Raw genomic sequence first — 23102 nt, forward strand, 5'->3', positions numbered from 1 at the left:
GCACCGGCTGGGAGGCGGAGCGCGCCTTCCGCGCGCTACTGCGCGGCCACCGCCGGGCCGGCGCCGGCCTCGCCGCCCGCTTCCCCGGCCCCTGAGGCATCCCCTGAGGCGGCGCGGCGCGTGACGCGCGGGCGGTTGCCGCCCGCCGCCGGCCGCGTGGTGCGGATCTCGGCCAGCTTGCGCTCGACATGGCCGGAGAAGACGTATTCGGCCGGGCGCTGGTGGTCGATCGGGATGTCGGCGGCCATCGGCCCCTCGGTGCGGATGCCGCCCAGCGTCACCGCCAGCGCCTTCACCGGATTGGTCACCATGTGCTTGACCGCCGAGGCCTCGAAGCCGGAATGGACCATGCAGTCGGCGCATTTCTCGTAGTTGCCGACGCCGTACCTGTCCCAGGCCGTGTCCTCCATCAGCTCCCGGAAGGTCGCGGCATAGCCCTCGCCCAGCAGGTAGCAGGGCTTCTGCCAGCCGAAGACGGTGCGCGTCGGGTTGCCCCAGGGCGTGCAGTGGTAGCTCTCGTTGCCGGCCAGGAAGTTCAGGAACATGCGCGACTGGGTGAAGGGCCAGGCCTTGCCGCCGCGGCCGCGCGCCAGGATGCCGCGGAACAGCTCCTTGGTCTTCTGCCGGTTCAGGAAGTGCTGCTGGTCCGGCGCGCGCTCATAGGCGTAGCCGGGCGAGACGGTGATGCCGTTCAGCCCCAGCGCCGTCATCTCGTCGAAGAAGGCAGCCGTCTCGGCCGGGTCGGCGTCGTTGAAGAGCGTGCAGTTGATGCTGACCTGGAAGCCCTTCGACTTCGCCAGCCGGATCGCCTCCACGGCCTTGTCGTAGACGCCCGCCTGGCAGACCGACTTGTCGTGCATCGCCTCGTTGCCATCCAGGTGGATGGACCAGGTGAAGGCCTCGCTGGGCTCGTAGTCGTCGATCTTCTTGGCCAGCAGCAGCGCGTTGGTGCACAGGATGACGAACTTCTTCCGCTCCAGGAAGCCGCGCACGATCTGCGGCATCTCCTTGTGCAGCAGCGGCTCGCCGCCGGCGATGGAGACGACGGGCGCGCCGCATTCGTCGATCGCCTGCATGCAGTCCTCGTAGGAGAGGCGCTGATTCAGGATTTCGGCCGGATAGTCGATCTTGCCGCAGCCGGCACAGGCGAGGTTGCAGCGGAACAGCGGCTCCAGCATCAGCACCAGCGGGTAGCGCCTGCGGCCCGAGAGGTGCTGGCGCATCAGGTAGGTGCCGATCCGGGCGGCCTGACGCAATGGAATTCCCAAAGACTCTCTCCTTCGGCGCGAACCGGCGATTGGCAGGCCGGGACGCCAGGGGCTGATTTCAGTGTCCTGCCGGCCCGTCCGGCTCACCGGACGTCCGGCCGGACCCGCGGGCCGGTCACGGGCGGACCGGTCACGGGCGGGGCCGACCGTCCCGGCGCCGCCCCGGCCGGCTTCCGCAACGCGGAGGGCAGACGGAACTCGACATCCTCACGGATACCAGACATCGGCACGACTTCAACCTCGACATGGCGGCGCAACGCGTCCAGCACATCCAGCACCTGCGCCTCCGGCGCCGAGGCGCCGGCGGTCAGCCCCACCGTCGCCACGCCCTCCAGCCAGGCCGGGTCGAGCGCCGCGCCGTCGGGCAGGAGGTGGCTGGGCAGGCCCAGCTCCAGGCCGATCTCGCGCAGCCGGTTGGAATTGGAACTGCTCGGGCTGCCGACGACCAGCAGCAGGTCGATCTCGCGGCAGAGATCCCGGACCGCGCTCTGCCGATGCTGCGTGGCATAGCAGATGTCGCTCACGTCCGGGCCTTCCAGCCGCGGGAAGCGGGCGGCGAGCACCTCGATGATGCCGCGCGTGTCATCGACGCTCAGCGTGGTCTGGGTGACATAGGCGAGCGGCGTGTCGCGCGGCAGATCGAGCCGCGCCGCCTCGCCGGCGTCCTGCACCAGGTGGATGCGCTCCCCCGCCCCGGCCTGCCCGAGCGTGCCCTCCACCTCGGCATGGCCGGCATGGCCGATCAGCACGACCACCCGCCCCAGGGCCAGGTAGCGCCGCGCCTGGACATGCACCTTGGCGACCAGCGGGCAGGTCGCGTCCAGCACCGGCAGGCCGCGCGCCGCCGCCGCCGCGGTGACCGAACGGGCGACGCCATGGGCGCTGAAGATGGTGACGGCGCCGTCCGGCACCGCGTCGAGGCTGTCCACGAAGACCGCGCCCTTGCGCCGCAGGTCCTCGACCACGTGCCGGTTGTGCACGATCTCATGCCGCACATAGACCGGCGCCCCGAAGCGCTCCAGCGCGCGCTCGACAATGTCGATGGCGCGGACGACCCCCGCGCAGAATCCTCTCGGTTGGGCCAGCAAGACACGCATGCGGTATCCTTCGTCCCCAGTAGGCGTCCCCAGTAGGCGTCCCCAGTGGGCGTTCCCAGTAGGCGTCCCCAGTGGGCGTTCCCAGTAGGCGTCCCAATGGGCGTTCCGGTGGGCGGTCCTGACGGGCAGCGACGCCCGGGGACACTATGGAGCATCCGCCGGATCGCCCAATGGCAGTTTCGCGAGGTGAAGCTTGCCTGACGCGCCGTCCCGTCGGAAACCCCCTCCGCCGGAGATTCCCGGAAGCGCGCCGCGGCCGGGCGCGCGCCGGCCAGGAGAGGAAGCCATCATGCCGAAGCAGCGAGCCGACATCGCCCTGGTCGAGCGCGGGCTGGTCGAATCGCGTGCCCGGGCGCAGGCGCTGATCATGGCGGGCAAGGTGTTCTCGCAGACGCGGCGGATCGACAAGCCAGGCCAGCCGGTGGCGGAGGACACGCCGCTGGAGGTGAAGGGGCAGGAGCACCCCTGGGTCAGCCGCGGCGGCATGAAGCTGGCCCATGCCCTGTCCCATTTCGCGCTCGACCCCGCCGGGCGCGTCGCGGTCGATGTCGGCGCCTCGACCGGCGGCTTCACGGACGTGCTGCTGCAGGGCGGCGCGGCACGGGTCTACGCGGTCGATGTCGGGCACGGCCAGCTGGCCTGGAAGCTGCGCAGCGACCCGCGCGTCGTGGTGCTGGAGAAGACCAATGCCCGGCGACTCGACGCCGGGCTGGTGCCGGAGGCGCCGGGAATCGTGGTCTGCGACGCCAGCTTCATCGGCCTGTCCACCGTGCTGCCGGCGGCGCTCGGCCTGGCGGCGCCGGAGGCCTGGGCGGTGGCGCTGATCAAGCCGCAGTTCGAGGCCGGGCCGGAGAAGGTCGGCAAAGGCGGCGTGGTGCGGGACCCGGCGGTGCACCAGGAGGTCTGCGACCGGGTACGGGGCTGGTGGGAGGGCCTGCCGGGCTGGCGGGTACTGGGCGTGGAGCCGAGTCCCATCCTGGGCCCGGAAGGAAACCGCGAGTTCCTGATCGCGGCGCGCCGGGACGCGTGAGGCCGCGTCCTGCGCTGCCCTTCTCGAGCGTCTGCCGTTCGCACCGGCTCACGGCAAACGATTCGGCCATTTGTCTCTGCGAGCATCTTCGCCCGCTCCGGTGATTCCACCGGATCGGGATCTGCTCTAGGCCGCGGCCCGGGCGGTCTTGCCCTTCTGCGCGCCGGAAATCTCCTGCAACAGCGACCATACCCGATGCGGGTCCATCTGGACCTCGGGGTCGTTCAGCAGGCGGTCAAGCTCCGCCAGCTTGGCATCCATGTCACGTTCCGACATCGGGCCTTGATCCTGGGGCGCGGCTGTTACGGGACTTCTGCAACGCAGCATGCCTCCAAAAGTGTCAGCACTGCGACAAAACTTTTCCGCGCGGCCCGCGGCGGCGCTCACGATGCTGTCAGCTGGGTGAGGAATCGACGGAATTCTAGACGGTGGAGCGGATGGCCGGCAGCAGCGCCTCGCAGCGGGCGGCGAGATGCGCCGGGTTGCGGAAGCGGAGTTCCCCCTCATCCTCCTCATCCGGCCGCGACGGCCCGAACAGCTCCATCCGGGTGGCGCAACTGGCGGCGACCAGGCGGGCGCTGACATCGGGCCGGGTGAAGATCCGCCGGACCGCGCTCTCCAGCGCCAGGCTCTGCCGCAGCTCCAGCCAGCGATGCCGCTCGATATCGTCCAGGAAGAGCGCCAGGATGCCCGGGCGGCGGCCTTCCAGCCGCTCGGCCACGGCACGCTCCAGGGCGGCGGCGGCGGCGGCGGCCACGCCGTCCTCCTGCCCCGCCCGGGCGGCCATGACGAAGACGCTGCCGCCGCCGGGATCGGCGGTGACGGCCAGATGCGCCTCCGGGCCGAAGAGGCTGCGCAGCCGCTCCGGCAGCCCCTGCGCGCTGGCCCGGGCGCCGGCCAGGACCAGCGGGTCGAGCTTCAGCACCGCCGCTTCGGAATGGTCCTGCCGTTTCTGCGCCGCCAGCAGGGCGCTGACCTGCCGCTGCAGGCCGGCCACGTCCTCCGGCCCGCGCAGCCCCGAGGGCAGGGTCATTTTCAGGAGGTAGCGGCCGGGATGCGCCGCCAGCCAGGTCTGCAGGTCCGGGTTGATGCCGTCCATCAGGGCGCACCAATGGCCATGCTGCACCGGCTGCCCGGCCTCGGCCGAGAGGGTGAGGCAGGCGAGTTCCGCCTCGGCGCCGTCGCGCCGCAGCAGCAGGTCGTGCGGCGTCCCGTCGATCAGGCCGGAGAAGCGCACCTCGAAGCCGCGCGCGCGCTGCCGCCCCGCCTCGCGCAGCAGGTGGAACAGGGGGATCAGCGTGGCCTCGCCGGCCAGGCCGGCCAGCAGCCGGTCGCGCAGGCGGCCCCGCGCGGCCCTGGGCAGGCTGTCGGCCAGCCGCACCGCCTCGCGCGCCAGGGCGAGGACCGCCTGCTCCGCCTGGTTCGGAGCGGGGGCCTCACCGGGGCCGGAGAGACGGTCCAGGAGCAGTTCCAGCGCGTGCCGTCGCTGCGCCGCGCGGGCCGTCCAGGAGCGCGGGCGGGCCAGCCCGGCCAGATCCGCCATGCGTCGGGACCAGTGTTCGGCGCCAGCCAGGTCCCGCAGATCCCGGCAGAGTTCGGCGGCGGTCGCCTCCGGATGCTGGCCCGCCTCGGCGATCACCGCGTCGGTCAGGGCGGCGGCAAGCGGCATCGATGGGATTCCGGTCTGTTGATCTGGCCGGATGGTAACGTCCCGGATGGCACCCGGAGGACAGGGAGCAGACCGCCGGCCGCCCCGCGCACGCGATTGTGAGCGGCGGGCCCGGGTGGCGCCGGGAGGAGCCCGCCCTAGTTGCGCGGCAGGCGGGGGCGGCCGGGCGCGTCGGGATTCTGCGCGCGGTGGCGCAGCAGGTGGTCGGCCAGGACGCAGGCCAGCATGGCCTCGCCCACCGGCACGGCGCGGATGCCGACGCAGGGATCGTGCCGGCCCTTCGTCAGCACCTCCACCTCCTCCCCGAACCGGTCCACCGAGCGGCGCGGCGTCAGGATCGACGAGGTCGGCTTGACGGCGAAGCGGGCGACGACGGGCTGGCCGGTGGAAATGCCGCCCAGGATGCCGCCGGCATGGTTGGAGAGAAACGCCACCTCGCCGTCCGCGCCCATGCGCATCTCGTCCGCATTCGCCTCGCCATCCAGCGCGGCGCTGGCGAAGCCCTCGCCGATCTCGACGCCCTTCACCGCGTTGATGCTCATCAGCGCCGCCGCGATCTCGGCATCGAGCTTGCCGTAGAGCGGCGCGCCGAGGCCCGGCGGCAGCCCCTCGGCCACCACCTCGATCATCGCGCCCAGGCTGCTGCCGGCCTTGCGGACGGCGGAGAGCTTCTCCTCCCACAGCGGCACGGCGGCCGGATCGGGGCAGAAGAAGGGGTTGCGCCCGACCTCGGCCCAGTCGAAGCGGGCGCGGTCGATGCCGAGCGGCCCCAGGCCCACCAACGCGCCCCGGATGCTCACTCCGGACCCCAGCACCTTGCGGGCGATGGCCCCGGCGGCGACGCGCACCGCCGTCTCCCGCGCCGAGGCGCGGCCGCCGCCGCGATAGTCCCGCACGCCGTATTTGAGGTGGTAGGCGAGGTCGGCATGGCCCGGCCGGAAGCGGTCGCGGATCTCGCCGTAATCCTTGCTGCGCTGATCGGTGTTCTCGATCAGCAGGCTGATCGGCGTGCCGGTGGTCAGCCCCTCGAAGACGCCGGAGAGAATGCGGACCTGATCCGCCTCCTGCCGCTGGGTGACGAACTTCGACTGGCCGGGGCGGCGGCGGTCGAGGAAGGGCTGGATGTCGGCCTCGCTCAGCGGCAGGCCGGGCGGGCAGCCATCCACCACGCCGCCGATCGCCGGACCATGGCTCTCGCCCCAGCTCGTGACGCGGAAGAGATGGCCGAAGCTGTTGTGCGACATGGGTAGGGACACCGGCAGTTGGCGGGAAGCCGCCGGTTATGCGGGATCGGGACCCGGCCGAGAAGATGCCGCCGCTCAGACGGTGGCGGAGGGTCCGCCCCGCGCGGCCCTACTCGCCCGACTGCCGAGGCTTGCGCGGCTTGCCGGGAAAGACGTCCACGGGACCGCCCAGGTTGGAGCCCAGCTCATTGGCGTCGCCGGGTTGCGCCTCGCCCGGCGGGATCGGGTTCTCGACGCTGCCGCTGGCGGGCTCGGGCGGTGCGGGATCGGGCTTCTTCCGGTCCATCGGCTTCTCCTGGTGCTGCGGCGGCCGGCTGGCCGCCCTCCGGGAGGGTCAACGGTTCGGGCCGCGAAGGGTTGGCGTGCCGCGTTCCCTCAGGCGACGGTGATGTCGGGCGCGTCCTCGGCCTTCATGCCGACCACGTGATAGCCGCTGTCGACATGCAGCACCTCGCCGGTGACGCCGGCGCCGAGATCGGACAGCAGGTAGACGCCGGCGCCGCCGACATCCTCGATCGTCGTGTTGCGCTTCAGCGGCGCGTTGTACTGGTTCCATTTCAGGATGTAGCGGAAATCGCCGATCCCGCTCGCCGCCAGGGTCTTGATCGGCCCGGCGGAGATGGCGTTCACCCGGATGCCCCGGCCCCCGACATCGACCGCCATGTAGCGCACGCTGGCCTCCAGCGCCGCCTTGGCCACGCCCATGACGTTGTAATGCGGCGTCACCCGCTCGGCACCGAGATAGGTGAGGGTAAGCAGGCTGCCGCCTTCCGCCATCAGCGCCGCGGCACGGCGGCTGACCGAGACGAAGGAATAGCAGGAGATGTCCAGCGCCTGCAGGAAGGCGTCGCGCGGCGTGTCCATGTAGCGGCCGCGCAGGAACTGCTTGTCGGCGAAGCCGATGGCGTGGACCAGGAAGTCGAGCCGGCCCCAGCGCGCCTCGATCGCGGCGAAGGCGGCGTCGATATTCGCATCATCCGCCACGTCGCAGGGCAGGACGAGGTCGCTGCCGACACTGGCGGCCAGGGGGCGGACGCGCTTCTCCAGCGCCTCGCCCTGATAGGTGAAGGCCAGCTCGGCGCCCTGTGCCGCCACGGCGCGGGCGATGCCCCAGGCGATGGACTTGTCGTTCGCCACGCCCATGATCAGGCCGCGCTTGCCGGACATCAGCTGGCCCTGGGGAGGGCCGTTGGCAGGAGTCGCTTGAGGGGCGGCAGATTCCATCTGGGGCAGGACCGCTTCGATCGGGGTTGCAGGGCAGGGCTGCGGGAGTGGGGGCATCCCCCGTTGCAAGGGTCTGGCCCTGGTGGCACACCCCCGAGGCCTGGGCAAGGGGGAGCCGCATGTCCGTATCCGTTTCGTTCACCGATCCCGCGGCCGATCCCTTCGCGGTTTTCGCCGCCTGGCTGGACGAGGCGAGGGCGGCCGAGCCGAACGATCCCAATGCCATGACGCTGGCCACCGCCACGCCGGATGGCCTGCCCTCCGCCCGCATGGTGCTGCTGAAGGGCCTCGATGCCCGCGGCTTCGTTTTCTTCACCAACCGCGAGAGCCGCAAGGGTGTCGAGCTGGCGGCCAATCCCCACGCCGCACTGCTGTTCCACTGGAAGTCGCTGCGCCGGCAGGTGCGGGTGGAGGGGCGGGTGGAGCACACCGGCGAGGCGGAATCGGACGAGTACTACGCCTCCCGCGCCCGCATCTCCCGCCTCGGCGCCTGGGCCTCGCGGCAGTCGCGCCCGCTCTCCGGCCGCGAGGAGCTGGAGGCCGGGTTGCGCGAGGCCGAGGCCCGTTACCCCGGGGAGGAGATCCCCCGCCCGCCCTACTGGGGCGGCTTCCGGGTCATCCCCACGCGCATCGAATTCTGGCACGACCAGCCCTTCCGCCTGCACGACCGCCGCGTCTTCCAGGCCCGGCCGGAGGGCGGCTGGCGGGTCGAGATCCTGGCGCCCTGAGCCGGCGTCCGGCCGCCGCGCGCGCCCCGTGAGACCTGGCCGATGAGCATCCCCTTCCCGCAGCGCGAGGTGGTGGCGCAGCTCTCCCGCCTGACTGGCGCCGCGCCGCTGGAGACGCATATCTCCGCCGTCTTCATCGGCCGCGACCGGGTGCTGAAGCTCAAGAAGGCGGTCTCGCTCGGCTTCCTCGACTTCACGCCGCTGGCCGCGCGCGAGTGCTTCTGCCGCCGCGAGCTGGAGCTGAACGCCGCCGCGGCGCCCGGCCTCTACCGTGCCGTGCTGCCGGTGGTGCGGCGGGCCGGCGGCCTCGTCCTGGGCGGCGCCCCGGACGAGGGGGAGGTGGTGGACTGGGTGGTGGAGATGGCGCCGGTGCCGTCAGGGGATTTCCTCGACGCCGTGGCGCGGCGGGGCGGGCTCGATGACGCCCTGCAGGACGCGCTGGGCGATGCGGTGGCCGCGCTGCACGCCGCCCTGCCGCCGGTCGCGGGATGGGATTCGCCGGGGCGGATGGCGGCGGTGCTCGACGGCAACGTGGCGGCGGCCCGGGCGGCCGGACTGCCGCCGGAGCGCGTCGCCGCCTGGGAGGCCGCCGCGCGGACCGAGCTGGCACGGCGCGCCCCGGCGCTGGCGGCCCGCGCCGCCGCCGGCGCGGTGCGGCGCTGCCATGGCGACCTGCATCTCGGCAACCTGCTGCTCTGGCGGGGGCGGCCGGCGGCCTTCGACGCGCTGGAGTTCGACGAGGTCCTGGCCACCATCGACACCGGCTACGACCTGGCCTTCCTGCTGATGGACCTGGGCTTCCGGCTGGGGGCGGGCGCCGCCAACCGCGTGCTCAACCGCTACGTCGCGCGCCGCGGCGATGCCGGCCTGGTGGCGGGGCTTCCCTTCTGGATCTCGATGCGGGCGATGATCCGCGCCCATGTCCAGGCGGCGGCCGGAGGCGGGCGGCTCGGCGAGGGTCTCGGCCTGCTGGACCTGGCCCAGGCGGCGCTGCGCCCGGCGCCCGGCGGGATCCTGGCGATCGGCGGCCTGCCGGGCAGCGGCAAGTCGCATCTGGCGCGGCGCGTGGCGCCGGACCTCGGTGCCATGCCCGGCGCGCTGATCCTGCGCAGCGACGAGATCCGCAAGCGGCGCCATGGTGTCGCGCCCGAGGTCCGGCTGCCGCCCGGGGCCTATGCGCCGGAGGTCAGCGCCGCCGTCCATGACGAGCTTTTCGCCGCGGCCGAGACGGCGGCGCGCGCCGGGCACGCGGTGATCGCCGATGCCGCCTTCCTCGACCCGGCGCTGCGGGCCGGCATCGCGGCGGCGGCGGCGCGGGCCGGGGTGCCCTTCCGCGGGATCTGGCTCGAGGCCCCGCTGCCGGTGCTGCGGGCGCGCGTGGCGGCGCGGCGCGGCGATGCCTCGGATGCCGACCTGGCGGTGCTGGAGCGCGCCGCGCGCCGGGACCCCGGGCCGCTCGACTGGACCAGGGTCGCGGCCGGTGACGGCGAGGTGGTGCTGCCGCCGCTGTTCTGAGCCATCCGGGCCGGATCGGCCTCCGGCGCCCGCCGCGCGCGAGCGGGGACTTGGCGCGGCGTCCGTGCTATTCTGCACGTCCCCCGGCCTCCGGGGGCCTGGACTGAAGGAGATCCTTCCATGGCCTATCGCCGGCTGCTGCTGCCGCTGACGGGAACCGCCGCCGGTGAGGCGGCGCTGAGCACCGCCCTGATGGTGGCGCGCATGTGGAACGCGCATGTGCATTGCCTGCATGTCCGCGTCGATGCCCGCGACGTCGCGCCCCTGGCGGGTGAGGGGCTCTCGGGCGCCATGATCGAGGAGATGATGGCCGCGACCGAGCGTGAGAGCGGCGAGCGCGCCGGCCGGGTCCGCGCGCTGTTCGAGAAGTTCGTGCAGGGCCGCGACGTCACCATCGCGCTCTCGGCCGAGAGCGCGCTGAAGGCCGATGGCCCGACGCTCTCCTTCGAATCCATCGCCGGCCGCGAGGAGGACATCGTCGCCCAGCAGTCGCGCCTCTACGACATGGCGGTGGTCCCGCATCCCGAGGCGGATGAGGATGTCTCCTCCTCCGACGCGCTGCATGCGGTGCTCTTCGATTCCGGCCGGCCGGTGCTGATCGCGCCGCGCCAGGCGCCCGCCAGCATCGGCACCCGCGTCTGCTGCGCCTGGAACGGCACGGCGGAGAGCGCGGCCGCGGTGGCGGCGGCGCTGCCCTGGCTGCACCATGCCGAGGCGGTGCGCATCCTCTACAGCGATGACTACCAGCGGCGCGGCCCGACGGCGGAAGGCCTCCAGGCCTATCTGCGATGGCACAACATCACCGCCGAGGCCGAGCCCTTCAAGCCGCAGACGCGCGAGGTCGGCGCCGGCCTGCTGGGCGCGGCGCGCGACTTCAATGCCGACCTGCTCTGCATGGGGGCCTACAGCCACTCCCGCCTGCGCCAGCTGATCCTGGGCGGGGTGACGCGGCATGTGCTGGAGAACGCGGACATCCCCGTCCTGATGTGCCGCTGAGCGGCGGCGCGGCGATCCGGGGCGCGACCCGGACCGCCGCTTCGTCCGTTCAGGCGGTCGAGGTGGGGTCGATCCAGCCGACATGGCCGTCCTGCCGGCGATAGACGACGTTCAACTGACCGCTGGCGCGGTTGCGGAACATCATCACCGGCATCTGGCCGAGATCGAGGCGCATCACCGCCTCGCTGACGGTCAGCCGCGCGATCTCGGTGGGCGTCTCGGCGATGATGGCGCCGTGGTCCTGCCCGTCATGACCATTGGCCTGGGGGCTGGCGGCGCGCAGGGCCTCCGGCTCGCCCTCCGCCTCCCCATCGAGCCCGTCCAGCAGCACGGCGGCGTCGATCGGCTCCTCCGGCTCCTCCACCGGCTGCGCCAGCACGACCTGGCGGGCGGTCTCGGCCGTGACCGGCAGGCGTTCATCCGCGAGATGGCGGGAATGCTCGTTCATCCGGCGGCGGTAGCGGCGCAGCCGCTTGGCGATATGCGCCGCCGCTTCATCGAAGGCACGGTGGGCATCGGCGCCCTCACCCTCGCCGCGCAGGGACAGCCCGCGCCCGGCGTGGATATCGATCGCACAGGTGAAGAAAGCGCGATTCTTGCCAAAGGTCACATGCGCTTCCAGAGCATGGTCGAAGTATTTTCTGGTGACGGTCTGGAGCCCCTCGGCCACATGGACCTTCAGGGCATCCCCGGTTTCGACCTGCTTCCCTGCCACTACGATATGCATGGTGGGCTAACCCCTCCTTCTTGCATGGGAAGGGGCCGTCCCGGAGGGCGGCGGCGCGGGCGGGTCACGCCCGCTCCGGGGCGGACCGGGCCGGCCCTCTCCCGTTTTGAGAGAAGACCATGCCGGCCTTCTCCCTTTTGCGCTGCACAGACGACGGAATGCGCAACGCTTCGCGATATTTGGCCACCGTCCGGCGGGCGATGTCCACTCCTTCTCCGCGCAGCGTGGCGACGATCGCGTCGTCACTGAGGATATTGTCAGCCGTCTCGGCCGATACCATGGCCCGGATGCGATAACGGATGGCCTCGGCGCTGAAAGTTTCGCCCGCCATGCCGCCGATCGCGGTGGTGAAGAAGTACTTCAACTCGAAATTGCCGCGCGGGGTTGCGATGTATTTGTTGGCCGTGACGCGGCTGACGGTGGATTCGTGCATCTCCACCGCCTCGGCCACGTCACGCAGGATCAGGGGGCGCAGATGCGCGACGCCCAGGCGGAAGAAGGCGTCCTGCCGGCGCACGATCTCCGCCGCCACCTTCAGGATGGTGTTGGCGCGCTGCTCCAGGCTCTTCACCAGCCAGTTGGCCGCCTGGAACTTCTCCGACAGGAAGGCGCGCTCCTCGCGCGTCGCGCCCACCTGGGCACGCGCGTGGAAGCCGCGGTTGACCAGCAGGCGCGGCAGCGTCTCCGGGTTCAGCTCGAGCACCCATTCGGCGTCCGCCGCCGCGCCGGGCGCGCCCTGTGCCGGGCGCATCAGCACGTCGGGCACCACCACCGGCGGCGGGTCGTCGTCGAAGCCGGCGCCGGGCTTCGGGTCGAGCTGCCGGATCTCGGCCACCATCTCCGCGAGATCCTCGGCATCGACGCCGCAGAGCCGCATCAGGCCGCGCATGTCACGCTGCGCCAGCAGGTCGAGATGCTCGAGCAGGGCGGCCATGGCGGGATCGAGGCGGTTGCGCTCGGCGAGCTGCACGCCCAGGCATTCGCCGAGCGAGCGGCAGAACATGCCGGTCGGCTCGAAGCGCTGCATGCGGGCGCGGATGGCCGCGACACGCGCCGGCTCGGCGCTCAGCGCGGCGGCGATGGCGGCATCCTCCGCCAGCAGCCGGCCGGAGGGATGCAGCAGGGCGATGAGCTGCGCCGCGATCCTGCGGTCCTGCGGGTCATCGAAGGCGAGGCGCGCCTGCTCGCCCAGCTCCTCGCGCAGGCTGCGGCGCCGCTCCACCGCCAGTTCGTCGATGCCGCGCGGATCCTCGTCGAAATCGGCGCGGCCGCCGCGCGCCGGCGGATCGCTGTCATAGACGTTCGACCAGTCGCGGATGTCGAGCGGCGCCTCGGCCTCGCCGGGCAGGGTGGCGGCCGCCACGGTCTCGAAACTGTCCGCCGGCGGCGGCGCGGCGGCGGGTTCGCGCGCGGTCTGCGCATCCTCTGGCGTGGGGCGCTCGTCGCGCTCCAGCAGCGGGTTGCGCTCCAGCTCCTCCTCGACGAAGGCGATGACCTCCATGTTGGAGGATTGCAGAAGCTTGATGGCCTGCCGCAACTGCGGCGTCATCACCAGGGACTGGGTGTGGCGGAGGTCCAGCCGTGGGCCGATGGCCATGGCTCAGCCCGGAATCGGCCGGGCCGGAGGCGGGGCGGCGGGCGGGCGCGGCCGGCGGGGCGGCATGGTCAGAGGCTGAACCGGTCGCCGAGATAGACGCGCCGCACGTCCTCGTTGGCGACGATATCCTGCGGCGTGCCTTCCATCAGGACCTGCCCATCGTGCAGGATGTAGGCCCGGTCGATGATCTCGAGCGTCTCGCGCACGTTGTGATCGGTGATCAGCACACCGATGCCGCGGTCCTTCAGGTGCTTCACCAGGTCCCGGATCTCGCCCACCGCGATCGGGTCGATGCCGGCCAGCGGCTCGTCGAGCAGGATATAGGCGGGGTGGGTGGCCAGGGCGCGCGCGATCTCGCAGCGCCGCCGCTCGCCGCCCGAGAGCGCCAGCGCCGGGGAGCGGCGCAGGTGCGCGATGCCGAACTCCGCCAGCAGGGCGTCGAGCATCTGCTCGCGCCGGTCGCGCTGCGGCTCGACCACCTCCAGCGCGGCGCGGATATTGTCCTCGAGCGACAGGCCCCGGAAGATCGACGCTTCCTGGGGCAGGTAGCCCAGGCCCATCCGCGCGCGGCGGTACATCGGCATCAGGGTGACGTCGTGCCCGTCCATGAAGACCTGGCCCTGGTCGGGGCGAACCAAGCCGGTGATCATGTAGAAGGTGGTGGTCTTGCCGGCGCCGTTCGGGCCGAGCAGCCCGACCGCCTCGCCACGCCGCACGCCGAGCGAGACGCCGCGCACCACGGGGCGCTTCTTGTAGCGCTTGCCGAGATCCTTCGCGACCAGCCCGCCCTGGCCGGGGATCACCTTGAGCGAGGCGCTCACCGGCCGCGCCCTCCCTGGCCCTGGGATTGCCCTTGCGGCTGCCCCTGGGGCTGCCCCTGGGGCTGCAGCGCCTCCTGGCCCTGCTGCGGGATGATCAGGCCCCTGACCCGCTGGCCCGGCGTCGAGACCAGCCGCGCGACGCCGGTGCGCATGTTCACGATGGCCTCCTGGCCGTTCAGCTGGTTGTCGCCCCGGGTGATCCGCACGCTGCCGAGCAGGCGGGCCATGCCGGTCAGCTCCGAATAGACGCCGCGATCCCCCCGGACCACCTCCTGGGGCGTGCGGATCTCGACATTGCCGAAGGCCTCGACACGCTCGAGCTGGCTGCCCTGGCCCGGCTGACCGGGCTGGGCCGCCGGCCGTGCCGGCTGCGCGGCCGCGCCCTGCTCCTGGAAGTAGCCGACCAGCGTGTCGGCGGCGATGCGCCGCTGGTCCTGCGTCACCACCACGGCGGCGCCGCGGGCCACGGCCATGCGGCGCTGCGGCCAGTACTCCATGCTGTCGCGCGAGGTCAGCACCTCGTTCGGCGTGGTCAGCTTCAGCGCCCGCCCGGTCATGACCAGCACGGCCTGGTCCAGGTCATAGATGGCGCGGTCGCCCTCGGCATGGTCGGTGGCGCTGTCGATGCGGACATTGCCCTCCGCCTCCAGGCGCCAGATCTCGCCGCCGGACATCGGCGTCTCGCCGGCCGCCGGCGGCGCGGCGGGCGCGGCGGCCGGGCCGGTCGCTCCCGCCTGGCCGGCGCGGGGCCTGTAGCGGGCGATCAGCCGATCGGCGGTGACGGTCACGCCGGCGCGCACCGCGCGGGCATTGCCCCGCGCGATCACCACCTGCTCCTGCTGCCGCCACTCGATGCCATTGCTGGCGGTCACCTCGACCGGCCCGCCCTGGGTCAGGTCGAGCGACTGGGCCCGCGCGGCCCCCGGCGCGGCGGCCCCGGCCAGCATCGCCCCCAGCACCAGGGCGGCGGCGAAGCGGGGGAGGGGGCGCATCACCGGCCGCCCTCCAGCACCGCCCTGGCCTGGCCGGTGAAGAGCACCACCTGCCCCCGGTCGCGCAGGCGGAAGCCTTCGCTGACCAGCGTGCCGAAGGGCCCCTGGGCGGCCACCGGGCGGTCGCCCGCGGCGCTGCCGGCGCCGATGTCGATCGTCGCCGCCGCGGTTCTCAAGGTGCTGCCGTCGTCGTGCCAGAGAGTGACGTCACCGTTCAGGTCCAGCATGTTGCGTGCCTTGTCGTAGCGGCCCTCGCGGGATTCCAGCAACACCCAGGCGCCATCGTTCATGAGCAGGTCGGCGCGCGGCCGGGTCAGGTCGATCAGCTCGGTCTGCTCCTGCTGCACCGCCGTGTCGGCGGTCACGTTGTAGGGGCGGTTCTGCTCGTCCAGCCCCTGATAGCGGGCATTGGAGATGCGCATCGCCTCGGCGCTGGTCTGCGCCGCGCGGCGGAAGGCGAGGCGGCCCCGATCCTCGGCGCCCTCGAATTCCGGCCAGAGCGCCACCGCCGCCAGCAGGGCCAGGGCGGCGAGCGGCAGCAGCCAGCGGGCCAGCCGGACCAGGATCCGCCGCCGCGCCAGGCTGCGGGCGGTCATCGCCACCCGCGCGCGCGAGGGCTCGAGCGCCCGGCTGCGGCTCGCGCCAGGCTCACGGCGCGGGCCCGCGAGGCTGTCGCGCGGGGAATTCGACGGGGTCACGGGCCGGCTTCGCCTGTCTGCCAGCCACGCATAGCCCTGCCGCCAAAGGCGGCCGGGAGGGCCAGGAACGCGGTGGACAAGGGCAGGGACGACGTCACCCCGCCTGTATGGGGCTGGCTCCGGGTCGGGTCAACGCGTCAGGCGGCCTCCCCCAAACAAAAACCATGCCAAACTTTTGCCGCGATTGCGCAGCGCGCGCCGTGCCTGCTGAGCGGGTGAACTCAGTGGGCGAAGATATCGGGCTCGTCATAACCGAGCAGGTCCAGCGCGCCGCGAGCCGGCAGGAAGCGGAAGCAGGCCTCGGCAAGATCCAGCCGGCCCTCCCGCCGCAGCAGCCCCTCCAGCTTGGCCCAGAGCGCGTGCAGGTGCAGCACGTCCGAGGCGGCATAGGCGAGCTGCTCGGGCGTCAGCTCCGGCGCGCCCCAGTCGGAGGATTGCTGCTGCTTGGAGATCTCGACGCCGAGTAGCTCGCGGCAGAGATCCTTCAGCCCATGCCGGTCGGTGAAGGTGCGGACCAGCTTGGCGGCGATCTTGGTGCAGCGCACCGGAGCGCATTCCACGCCGAGCGCGGCGCGCAGGATGGCGACGTCGAAGCGGGCGAAGTGGAACAGCTTGACCGTGCCGGGATCGCTCAGCAGGGCCTTGAGATGGGGGCAGTCCGCGCCGCGGCCGCCCAGGGCGGGGGGGATGATCTGCACGCAGTGCGCCGTGCCGTCGCCGGCCGAGAGCTGTACGAGGCAGAGGCGGTCACGCCGGGGGTCGAGGCCCATGGTCTCGGTGTCGATCGCGACGACCGGGCCCAGGCGAAGATCGGGCGGCAGGTCATGCCTGTGCAGCTTGATCATGGCGTTCGGCGCGAACAGGGTGCTTCCCTTCGCCATTCCGTCACCGGCCTTTCCGGAACCGGCCAGGAGCCGGAGAGGAGATATGCCCAGGAAAGGACTCGAACCTTCACGACCTTGCGGTCACTGGCACCTGAAGCCAGCGCGTCTACCAATTCCACCACCTGGGCAAGGAGGCGAAACGCCGAACGGCGTGGACGGGCTTTTATGGGGGGCGTCGCATCTCGTCAACAGGGAGAATGGCGGTTTTCTGACAAGACGCCCGCGGCCTCAGCCATGGCTGGCATGCCGCTGCATGTGTTGCATTCCGGGGATCCGGTCGGGGTCGATCGTGATGGCCGAGGCATCGCCCGGATAGGCGTCGATGACACCCCGCATCACGGCGATCTCCTGCGTCTGGTCGCGCAGGATGTTGACGTTCAGCAGGCGCAGGAAGTCGTTCCGCGCCTCGGGCTGGCCATTGTACGCCCGTGCCATCCGCACGGCGGCCTGGTGATGGACGGACATCTCCTTGGCGAAGCGCACGTCCCGGGCCGAGATCGGCGCCCCGCCGTTCAGCGCCGCCAGGGGGCCGGGCGCGGGTGCATGCATATGGTGGTTGTAGGGGCCCAGCCCCTCGACGCCGACGGGACGGATCACGAGCCCGGCGAAGAGGTCGGTGGGCGGATGCCGCAGCTGCTCTGCCACCGTATCGAGCAGCAGGATCTCGAAGCCCTGGTTGGTGATGATGGCCTGCGCCAGGTGCTTCAGCACCGGGCTGGCGGCGTCGGGATCGGCGAGATAGTCCCGCGCCAGGGTCAGGGCGCCGGCGTGATGCGGCCGCATGCCCTCGACATAGTCGCGGTCGGCGGCGATCGCGGCCGCGGCCGCCTCGCGCGGCAGGATGTCCCACCAGGTGGTCGGCACCGGCGCCGCCTGGGCCTCCTGCTCCGGATCGTAGGTGCGGCCCACCCCGCCGGCCTGCTGCGCCGTGGCCAGGGCCGGCATCAGCAACAGGAGTCCCGCCAGGAGGGCAGCGGTCCGGTGATGCGGTCGGGGCATGGGCGGAGTTCCTTGCCGGCTGTTCGGTCCTGCGCGGGTCCTGGCATGGCCGGCCGTTCCGGCGGCCCGCGCCTTGTCCAAAAGGGCCGGCGCGGAAAGGTTCCATCACGTGGCTGCGAGCGCTTCTCCCCTCGAAACGCGCTGCGCCGCCGCGGGGCGGACAGGAAAAAGGCTCCGGGACAGTCCTCCCGGAGCCTTCCGCAATCCGCCAGCGGGCGGCGAGTGCCGTCAGACGGCGCGACGGCCCGCCACGGCCCGGTAGATCGCCAGCAGGATGACGGCGCCGACCACCGCGCCGATGAATCCTGCCCCTTCCCCCGCCCGGTACCAGCCGACCGCCTGCCCCAGATAGGTGGCGACCACGGCGCCGATGATGCCGAGCAGGGTGGTGATGATGAAGCCGCCGGGATCGCGGCCCGGCATCAGGAATTTCGCGACGATACCGGCCAGGAAGCCGATGATGATGGTCCAGATGATGCCCATGTGCCGGGTCTCCGCCGTTGGGGTGGGGCTGGCGCGGCCAAGGCCCAGCCGACGGCGGAACAACATCCGGGCCGCGTGACGGTTGCGGCGGCGGCGTGGGAAATGTCGCGGCTCAGCCGGCCCCGCCGGCGGCCAGGGTCCCGGATACGAGGGTCCCGGACACGTAGGTGGCGCGCACCAGCCGCTCGTCGCCCAGCGTCATCAGCACGAAGAGCACCTCCTCGATTCCGTCGCAGAAGCCGAGGCGGAAGTCCAGCAGCGGCGTGGCCTTGAGGTCGAGCACGACGAGATCGGCCTCCATCCCCGGCGCCAGGCTGCCGATCCGGTCCTCCAGGTACAGTGCCTCGGCGCCGCCGCGCGTCGCCAGGTAGAAGGCCTGCAGGGCGGTGAGGTCATGGCCGCCGAGGCGGGCGACCTTGTAGGCCTCGCCCATGCTGCGCAGCTGGCACGGGCTGGTGCCGGCGCCGATGTCGGTGCCGAGGCCGAGCCGCACCGGCCGCGCCGGACGCCTGGCCTCGAAGGCCCGGAACAGCCCGCTGCCGAGGAAGGTGTTGGAGGTCGGGCAATGGGCCAGGGCCGTGCCGCTGCGGTGGCAATGGCAGAACTCGGCCTCGGAGAGATGGATTCCGTGGCCGAGGATGGCGCGCGGGCCGGTCAGCCCGGCCTGGCGATAGACGTCGAGATAGTCGGCGGCCTCGGGGAAGAGCTCGCGCACCCAGGCGACCTCGGCCGGGCTCTCGGCGATATGCGTCTGCATGTAGGTGCCCGGATGCGCCTGCCAGAGCCGCCCGGCCGCGGCGAGCTGCGCCGGGCTCGAGGTCGGCGCGAAGCGCGGCGTCACGGCATAGAGCTGGCGCCCCCGTCCGTGCCAGCGGTCGAGCAGCGCCGCCGAATCCGCCACGCCGCCCTCCGCCGTGTCGCGCAGCGCCTCCGGCGCGTTGCGGTCCATCAGCACCTTGCCGGCGATCATGCGGGTGCCGCGCCGCTCCGAGGCGGCGAAGAAGGCCTCGACCGATTGCGGATGCACCGTGCAGTAGACCGCCGCCGTGGTGGTTCCGGCGGCCAGCAGCGCGTCGAGGAAGGCCTCCGCCACCCGCGCGGCATGCGCCGGATCGGCGAAGGCGGCCTCGGTCGGGAAGGTGTGGCGCTCCAGCCAGCCGAGCAGCTGCTCGCCATGCGCGCCGATCATCGGCAGTTGCGGGTAATGCACATGGGCGTCGATGAAGCCCGGGCAGATCAGCGCGTCGCGGTGGTGGGTGACGGGCACGCCCTCCGCCGCCAGCGCCGCCGCCGCGGCAGCCGACCAGTCGCCCACCGAGCGGATGCGGCCCGCTTCGAGGACGATGAGCGCATCCGTCCAGTGCCGCAGCGCGGTACCGGGGGCGGCCCCAGGGGCGGTACCGGGGGCGGTACCGGGGGCGGCCAGGAACGGATCGGCCTCGAAGCTGATCGCCGCGCCGCGCAGCGCCTGTGTTCCCATGATCCGCTCCTTGACCCGCTCCCTGGGTCCGGCCCTGGGTCCGGCCGGCGCGGTCATCCGCCCCGGCGCGGCAGGATGTCATATTGCATCGCGACACAAAACGTGCCGGACGGCGGCACCGCGGCGCCTTATACCCGCCACAACCCGCCGCCATGCCGGTCCGCCGGACGTGGCGCCGACCCTTCGGGGGCGCGCGGCGGGCAAGACGAGTGGACCGATGCTGAACGACCTGCCCCATACCCTGCTGGCCATCGCCATGCTGCTGATCGTGGTCAGCGCCATCCAGCCGCTGGCGAACCGGCTGATGCTGTCCAGCACGGTGCTGCTGGCGGTGGTGGGCGTGCTGCTGGGCGGCGGGGCGACGCTGGTGCTGAACAGCCCGACCGTCACCGCTCCGCTCGACGAGGCGGCGCTGGCCGTGGCCCGCTTCCCGGTGAGCGCCGAGGTCTTCCTCTACATCTTCCTGCCGCTCCTGGTGTTCCATGGCGCCCTGTCGATCGACGTCCGCCGCCTGGCGCGGGACTGGGCGCCGGTGCTGGTGATGGCGGTGGTGGCGGTGGTGGTGACCACGGCGGCCATCGGCTACGCCCTGGCGCCGCTGGCCGGCGTCCCGCTCACCGCCTGCCTGATGCTCGGCGCCATTGTCGCCACCACCGACCCCTCGGCCGTGGTCGGCATCTTTCACGAGATCGGCGCCAACAGCCGGCTGACGCGGCTGGTCGAGGGCGAGAGCCTGCTGAACGACGCCGCCGCCATCTCGATCTTCACCATCCTGCTGTCGCAGCTCACCGGCCAGCACCCGATGTCCTTCGCGGCGGCGACGCTGACCTTCGTCTCCTCCTTCGCCGGCGGGCTGGCGGTGGGCTTCGTGCTGGCGCGGGCCATGCTCGCGGCGCTGCCTTTCCTCGGCAACAACCGCACCGCCGAGGTCACGCTCACCCTGGCGCTGCCCTACATCGCCTACCTGCTCTGCGACGAGTACCTCGACTTCTCCGGCGTGGTCGCCGCGGCGGCGGCGGGCCTCACGGTCAGCGCCGTCGGCCCTTCCACGGTGCGGCCGCAGAGCTGGCAGTACCTGCAGGATGTCTGGGGCCAGCTCGCCTTCTGGGCCAGCTCGCTGGTCTTCGTGATGGCCTCGATGCTGGTGCCGCGCCTGATGCTCGGCATGCAGCAATGGGACCTGGTGCTGATCGGCGTGGTCATCGCCTCGGCCATGGCGGCGCGCGCCGCCGTGCTGTTCGGCGCCCTGCCCCTGCTGGAATGGGGCCGGCTGGCGCAACGCGTGCCCAACCCCTTCAAGGTCACCATGCTCTGGGGCGGGCTGCGCGGCGCCATCACCCTGGCGCTCGCCCTCTCCGTCACCGAGAACCGCGCCGTCCCGCGCGAGGTGCAGCAGTTCGTCGCCATCCTGGCCACCGGCTACGTGCTGTCCACCCTGCTGGTGAACGGCACCACGCTGCGCTTCCTGGTGCATGCGCTGAAGCTGGACCGCCTCTCCCCGGCCGACCAGGCGCTGCGCAACCAGGTCGTCGCCATCGGGCTTGGCGAGGTGCGCGACAAGCTGCGCGGCACCGCCGTGGAGCTCGGCTTCTCGGCCCCGGCGACGGCGCATGTGGTCGATCTCTACGACCGCCGCGTGAAGGTCGAGACCGCCGCCAACACCTTCGACACCGCGATCGGCGACCGCGACCGCGTCATCCTCGGCCTGATCACCTTCGCCAGCCAGGAGCGCTCGCTGCTGGCGGAGATGTTCCAGGACCAGGGCCTGTCGCGCCGCGTCATGGAGAACCTGCTCTGGAACGCCGAGAGCATGATCGACGGCGCCCGCAGCGAGGGCCGCTTCGGCTACCTCCAGGCGGCGCGCAAGCGGCTGCAGCCGAGCCTGCGCTTCCATCTGGCGCAGGCGCTGCACCGGCGCTTCCGCATCGACACGCCGCTGATGCACTGCATGGCCGAGCGTTTCGAGATGCTGCTGCTGACGCATCTCGTCTCCCGCTCCATGACCCGCTTCATGCGCCGCCGCATGGAGCCGGTGCTGGGCCACCGCGTCACCGAGGTGGTCTCCGACATCGTCGGCCGGCGCGAGGATCTGCTGGAGGATGCGATGGAGACGCTGCGCATCCAGTATCCCGGCTATGCCGAGGCGCTGGAGACCCGCATCCTGCGCCAGGTCGGGCTGCGGCTGGAGGCGGAGGAATACAGCCAGCTCCGCCACGAATCGCTGGTCGGCGAGGAACTGTACGACGAGCTGGTGCGCGGGCTCGAGCTGCTGCGGCGGCAGGTGGCGCGGCCGCTGCAGTTCAACATCCAGGCCGGGCTCGACAAGCGGATCGAGGAATTCCCCCTCTTCGCCGGGCTGCAGGACGCGCTGCTGCACGACCTGGCGATGAGCGTGACCATCCGCTTCGCCGTGCCGGGGGAATGGATCTACCGCCGCCGCCAGCGCGCCGGCTCGGTCTTCTTCATCAGCCGCGGCGAGGTCGAGCTGCAGATGGAGGGCCTCTCCCTTGCGCTCAGCCATGGCGACGTGCTGGGCGAGGCGGAGCTGCTGCGCCCCTCGCGCCGGCGCGGCCGCGCCCGGGCCACCAGCTTCTGCCACCTGCTGGAGCTGGATGCGGGGAGCTTCCATCGCCTGCTGATGGAGGCGCCGGAGCTGGCGGCGCGCCTGGAGCGGATCTCCGCCGCGCGGCAGCCGCCGCCCGAGCCGCAGCCCGCCCCCGCGCAGCCGGAGCCGGTGGAACTCGGGGACGAGGCGCGACGTCCGGCATGAAGCGCTCCGCCGCCGCCGAGCCGCCGCTTTGCGCGGCGCGCATCCTGCGATAAGCCGGCGGTATGCGCCTGATCGGACTGGCCGGCTGGAGCGGCGCCGGCAAGACCACCCTGCTGACCCGCCTGATCCCGCACCTGACCGGGCAGGGGCTCCGCGTCTCCACCCTCAAGCACGCGCATCACGAGTTCGACCTGGACCAGCCGGGCAAGGACAGCCACAGCCACCGCCAGGCCGGGGCGCATCAGGTGCTGGTCGCCTCGGCGCGGCGCTGGGCGCTGCTGACCGAGCTGCGCGGCGCCCCCGAGCCGCCCCTGGCCGCGCTCCTCGCCCGGCTCGACCCGGTCGATCTGGTGCTGATCGAGGGCTTCAAGCGCGAGCGGCATCCCAAGATCGAGGTGTTCCGGGCCGCCAACGGCAAGCCCTGGCTGCATCCCGAGGACCCGGCCATCCGTGCCGTGGCCGCCGATGCGCCGCCGCCGGGCGGCCTGCCGCATGCCGCGCTCGACGATATCGCGGGCGCCGCCGCCCTGGTCCTGCGCTACGCGGCGCCATGGCCGGGCTGACGGACGACTGCTTCGCCGCCGACGACAGGCTCCTGGCCCCGGAGGCCGCGGCGGCAATGATCCTCGCCCGGGTGCCGGCACCGGGCGGGTCGGAGCGGGTGCCGCTCCTGGCGGCGCAGGGGCGGGTGCTGGCCGGCGATCTCCACGCCCCGCGCCCGCTGCCGCCGTTCCGCAACAGCGCCGTGGACGGCTACGCCTTCCGCCATGCCGACCTGGCCGCCATCGGTGGCACCCGCCTGGCACTGGACGGGCGCACCGCCGCCGGCCAGCCGGCGGGGGCGCCGCTGCCGCCCGGCGGGGCGCGGCGCATCCTGACC

22 protein-coding genes, 1 tRNA gene and 1 pseudogene are annotated in these 23102 nt (G+C 72.4%); 7 read left to right on the top strand and 17 right to left on the bottom strand.

Going from position 1 to position 23102, the window contains the following annotated elements:
* Positions 1 to 35: 35 nt before the first annotated feature.
* Together hpnH and ispH are read right to left on the bottom strand one after the other, a co-directional pair.
* Positions 36 to 1268: an adenosyl-hopene transferase HpnH gene (gene hpnH, locus ACVMLK_RS13340; protein ID WP_198367604.1), complete on the bottom strand. Its 1233-nt coding sequence runs from the start codon at positions 1266 to 1268 to the stop codon at positions 36 to 38.
* 83 nt (positions 1269 to 1351) lie between these two features.
* The gene (gene ispH, locus ACVMLK_RS13345; protein ID WP_198367603.1) at positions 1352 to 2365 is read right to left on the bottom strand and encodes a 4-hydroxy-3-methylbut-2-enyl diphosphate reductase; all 1014 of its coding nucleotides are present in this window, start codon (positions 2363 to 2365) and stop codon (positions 1352 to 1354) included.
* Between the two features lie 289 nt (positions 2366 to 2654).
* Here ispH and ACVMLK_RS13350 point away from each other — a divergent pair, with 289 nt between their 5' ends.
* Positions 2655 to 3395, top strand: a complete 741-nt coding sequence (locus tag ACVMLK_RS13350; RefSeq protein ID WP_457486658.1) for a TlyA family RNA methyltransferase — start codon at positions 2655 to 2657, stop codon at positions 3393 to 3395.
* A 126-nt stretch (positions 3396 to 3521) separates the two neighbouring features.
* Here ACVMLK_RS13350 and ACVMLK_RS13355 read toward each other — a convergent pair whose 3' ends face one another.
* The 5 genes from ACVMLK_RS13355 to fabI all read right to left on the bottom strand — a co-directional run bounded on the left by ACVMLK_RS13355 (position 3522) and on the right by fabI (position 7532).
* On the bottom strand, positions 3522 to 3671 hold the full coding sequence (locus ACVMLK_RS13355) for a peptide chain release factor 1 (protein WP_198367601.1): 150 nt from the start codon (positions 3669 to 3671) through the stop codon (positions 3522 to 3524).
* A 145-nt stretch (positions 3672 to 3816) separates the two neighbouring features.
* Positions 3817 to 5064 carry a hypothetical protein gene (locus ACVMLK_RS13360; protein WP_198367600.1) on the bottom strand — a complete coding sequence of 416 codons (1248 nt, stop codon included), beginning with the start codon at positions 5062 to 5064 and terminating at the stop codon, positions 3817 to 3819.
* Positions 5065 to 5201: 137 nt separating this feature from the next.
* Positions 5202 to 6308 (bottom strand): chorismate synthase, encoded by a 1107-nt coding sequence (aroC, locus tag ACVMLK_RS13365; protein WP_198367599.1) that lies wholly within the window; start codon positions 6306 to 6308, stop codon positions 5202 to 5204.
* A gap of 109 nt (positions 6309 to 6417) precedes the next feature.
* A complete protein-coding gene (locus ACVMLK_RS13370) occupies positions 6418 to 6594 on the bottom strand; it encodes a hypothetical protein (RefSeq protein WP_198367598.1) in 177 nt (58 codons plus the stop codon).
* 89 nt (positions 6595 to 6683) lie between these two features.
* On the bottom strand, positions 6684 to 7532 hold the full coding sequence (gene fabI, locus ACVMLK_RS13375; RefSeq protein ID WP_198367597.1) for an enoyl-ACP reductase FabI: 849 nt from the start codon (positions 7530 to 7532) through the stop codon (positions 6684 to 6686).
* Positions 7533 to 7651: 119 nt separating this feature from the next.
* Between fabI and pdxH the strand changes: the two genes are divergently transcribed.
* The 3 genes from pdxH to ACVMLK_RS13390 all read left to right on the top strand — a co-directional run bounded on the left by pdxH (position 7652) and on the right by ACVMLK_RS13390 (position 10771).
* Positions 7652 to 8260, top strand: a complete 609-nt coding sequence (gene pdxH, locus ACVMLK_RS13380) for a pyridoxamine 5'-phosphate oxidase (RefSeq protein ID WP_198367596.1) — start codon at positions 7652 to 7654, stop codon at positions 8258 to 8260.
* 42 nt (positions 8261 to 8302) lie between these two features.
* Positions 8303 to 9775 carry a bifunctional aminoglycoside phosphotransferase/ATP-binding protein gene (locus ACVMLK_RS13385; RefSeq protein ID WP_457486659.1) on the top strand — a complete coding sequence of 491 codons (1473 nt, stop codon included), beginning with the start codon at positions 8303 to 8305 and terminating at the stop codon, positions 9773 to 9775.
* 120 nt (positions 9776 to 9895) lie between these two features.
* Positions 9896 to 10771, top strand: coding sequence for a universal stress protein (locus ACVMLK_RS13390; RefSeq protein WP_457486660.1), 876 nt, complete (start codon positions 9896 to 9898; stop codon positions 10769 to 10771).
* Positions 10772 to 10820: 49 nt separating this feature from the next.
* On the opposite strand, the gene hpf is transcribed toward ACVMLK_RS13390, so the two are convergent.
* The 10 genes from hpf to guaD form a co-directional block, all read right to left on the bottom strand.
* Positions 10821 to 11498: a ribosome hibernation-promoting factor, HPF/YfiA family gene (hpf, locus tag ACVMLK_RS13395; protein WP_198367593.1), complete on the bottom strand. Its 678-nt coding sequence runs from the start codon at positions 11496 to 11498 to the stop codon at positions 10821 to 10823.
* A 64-nt stretch (positions 11499 to 11562) separates the two neighbouring features.
* A complete protein-coding gene (gene rpoN, locus ACVMLK_RS13400; protein WP_457486661.1) occupies positions 11563 to 13095 on the bottom strand; it encodes an RNA polymerase factor sigma-54 in 1533 nt (510 codons plus the stop codon).
* A 68-nt stretch (positions 13096 to 13163) separates the two neighbouring features.
* The gene (gene lptB, locus ACVMLK_RS13405; RefSeq protein ID WP_198367591.1) at positions 13164 to 13916 is read right to left on the bottom strand and encodes an LPS export ABC transporter ATP-binding protein; all 753 of its coding nucleotides are present in this window, start codon (positions 13914 to 13916) and stop codon (positions 13164 to 13166) included.
* Entirely contained in the window at positions 13913 to 14908 is a 996-nt protein-coding gene (locus ACVMLK_RS13410) for an LptA/OstA family protein (RefSeq protein ID WP_457486664.1), read from the bottom strand. The genes lptB and ACVMLK_RS13410 overlap by 4 nt, the downstream gene beginning before the upstream one ends.
* Positions 14908 to 15606 carry an LPS export ABC transporter periplasmic protein LptC gene (gene lptC, locus ACVMLK_RS13415; RefSeq protein WP_370592061.1) on the bottom strand — a complete coding sequence of 233 codons (699 nt, stop codon included), beginning with the start codon at positions 15604 to 15606 and terminating at the stop codon, positions 14908 to 14910. The genes ACVMLK_RS13410 and lptC overlap by 1 nt, the downstream gene beginning before the upstream one ends.
* A gap of 221 nt (positions 15607 to 15827) precedes the next feature.
* Positions 15828 to 16487 carry a ribonuclease D gene (locus ACVMLK_RS13420; RefSeq protein WP_422922069.1) on the bottom strand — a complete coding sequence of 220 codons (660 nt, stop codon included), beginning with the start codon at positions 16485 to 16487 and terminating at the stop codon, positions 15828 to 15830.
* 47 nt (positions 16488 to 16534) lie between these two features.
* Positions 16535 to 16618: transfer RNA gene (locus ACVMLK_RS13425), tRNA-Leu, on the bottom strand.
* Positions 16619 to 16718: 100 nt separating this feature from the next.
* On the bottom strand, positions 16719 to 17489 hold the full coding sequence (locus tag ACVMLK_RS13430) for a DUF305 domain-containing protein (RefSeq protein WP_457486662.1): 771 nt from the start codon (positions 17487 to 17489) through the stop codon (positions 16719 to 16721).
* Positions 17490 to 17717: 228 nt separating this feature from the next.
* Positions 17718 to 17972, bottom strand: a complete 255-nt coding sequence (locus ACVMLK_RS13435; protein WP_198367587.1) for a GlsB/YeaQ/YmgE family stress response membrane protein — start codon at positions 17970 to 17972, stop codon at positions 17718 to 17720.
* A 112-nt stretch (positions 17973 to 18084) separates the two neighbouring features.
* A complete protein-coding gene (gene guaD / locus ACVMLK_RS13440) occupies positions 18085 to 19452 on the bottom strand; it encodes a guanine deaminase (RefSeq protein WP_457486663.1) in 1368 nt (455 codons plus the stop codon).
* Between the two features lie 217 nt (positions 19453 to 19669).
* Between guaD and ACVMLK_RS13445 the strand changes: the two genes are divergently transcribed.
* From ACVMLK_RS13445 to ACVMLK_RS13455, 3 genes and pseudogenes are all read left to right on the top strand, one after another.
* Entirely contained in the window at positions 19670 to 22222 is a 2553-nt protein-coding gene (locus tag ACVMLK_RS13445) for a cation:proton antiporter (RefSeq protein WP_198367585.1), read from the top strand.
* 62 nt (positions 22223 to 22284) lie between these two features.
* Positions 22285 to 22785: a molybdopterin-guanine dinucleotide biosynthesis protein B gene (gene mobB / locus ACVMLK_RS13450; protein ID WP_198367584.1), complete on the top strand. Its 501-nt coding sequence runs from the start codon at positions 22285 to 22287 to the stop codon at positions 22783 to 22785.
* Positions 22773 to 23102 (top strand): annotated as a pseudogene (locus ACVMLK_RS13455) (gephyrin-like molybdotransferase Glp); the annotation flags it as partial. The gene mobB and the pseudogene ACVMLK_RS13455, both read left to right, overlap by 13 nt.

This window comes from Teichococcus aerofrigidensis (assembly GCF_054073225.1).

Coding starts and splice junctions, on each gene's coding strand:
- ispH (WP_198367603.1), bottom strand. CDS start 2,365: ATGCGTGTCTTGCTGGCCCAACCGAGAGGATTCTGCGCGGGGGTCGTC.
- ACVMLK_RS13350 (WP_457486658.1), top strand. CDS start 2,655: ATGCCGAAGCAGCGAGCCGACATCGCCCTGGTCGAGCGCGGGCTGGTC.
- ACVMLK_RS13355 (WP_198367601.1), bottom strand. CDS start 3,671: ATGTCGGAACGTGACATGGATGCCAAGCTGGCGGAGCTTGACCGCCTG.
- ACVMLK_RS13360 (WP_198367600.1), bottom strand. CDS start 5,064: ATGCCGCTTGCCGCCGCCCTGACCGACGCGGTGATCGCCGAGGCGGGC.
- aroC (WP_198367599.1), bottom strand. CDS start 6,308: ATGTCGCACAACAGCTTCGGCCATCTCTTCCGCGTCACGAGCTGGGGC.
- ACVMLK_RS13370 (WP_198367598.1), bottom strand. CDS start 6,594: ATGGACCGGAAGAAGCCCGATCCCGCACCGCCCGAGCCCGCCAGCGGC.
- fabI (WP_198367597.1), bottom strand. CDS start 7,532: ATGGAATCTGCCGCCCCTCAAGCGACTCCTGCCAACGGCCCTCCCCAG.
- pdxH (WP_198367596.1), top strand. CDS start 7,652: ATGTCCGTATCCGTTTCGTTCACCGATCCCGCGGCCGATCCCTTCGCG.
- ACVMLK_RS13385 (WP_457486659.1), top strand. CDS start 8,303: ATGAGCATCCCCTTCCCGCAGCGCGAGGTGGTGGCGCAGCTCTCCCGC.
- ACVMLK_RS13390 (WP_457486660.1), top strand. CDS start 9,896: ATGGCCTATCGCCGGCTGCTGCTGCCGCTGACGGGAACCGCCGCCGGT.
- hpf (WP_198367593.1), bottom strand. CDS start 11,498: ATGCATATCGTAGTGGCAGGGAAGCAGGTCGAAACCGGGGATGCCCTG.
- rpoN (WP_457486661.1), bottom strand. CDS start 13,095: ATGGCCATCGGCCCACGGCTGGACCTCCGCCACACCCAGTCCCTGGTG.
- ACVMLK_RS13410 (WP_457486664.1), bottom strand. CDS start 14,908: ATGCGCCCCCTCCCCCGCTTCGCCGCCGCCCTGGTGCTGGGGGCGATG.
- ACVMLK_RS13420 (WP_422922069.1), bottom strand. CDS start 16,487: ATGGCGAAGGGAAGCACCCTGTTCGCGCCGAACGCCATGATCAAGCTG.
- ACVMLK_RS13430 (WP_457486662.1), bottom strand. CDS start 17,489: ATGCCCCGACCGCATCACCGGACCGCTGCCCTCCTGGCGGGACTCCTG.
- ACVMLK_RS13435 (WP_198367587.1), bottom strand. CDS start 17,972: ATGGGCATCATCTGGACCATCATCATCGGCTTCCTGGCCGGTATCGTC.
- guaD (WP_457486663.1), bottom strand. CDS start 19,452: ATGGGAACACAGGCGCTGCGCGGCGCGGCGATCAGCTTCGAGGCCGAT.
- ACVMLK_RS13445 (WP_198367585.1), top strand. CDS start 19,670: ATGCTGAACGACCTGCCCCATACCCTGCTGGCCATCGCCATGCTGCTG.
- mobB (WP_198367584.1), top strand. CDS start 22,285: ATGCGCCTGATCGGACTGGCCGGCTGGAGCGGCGCCGGCAAGACCACC.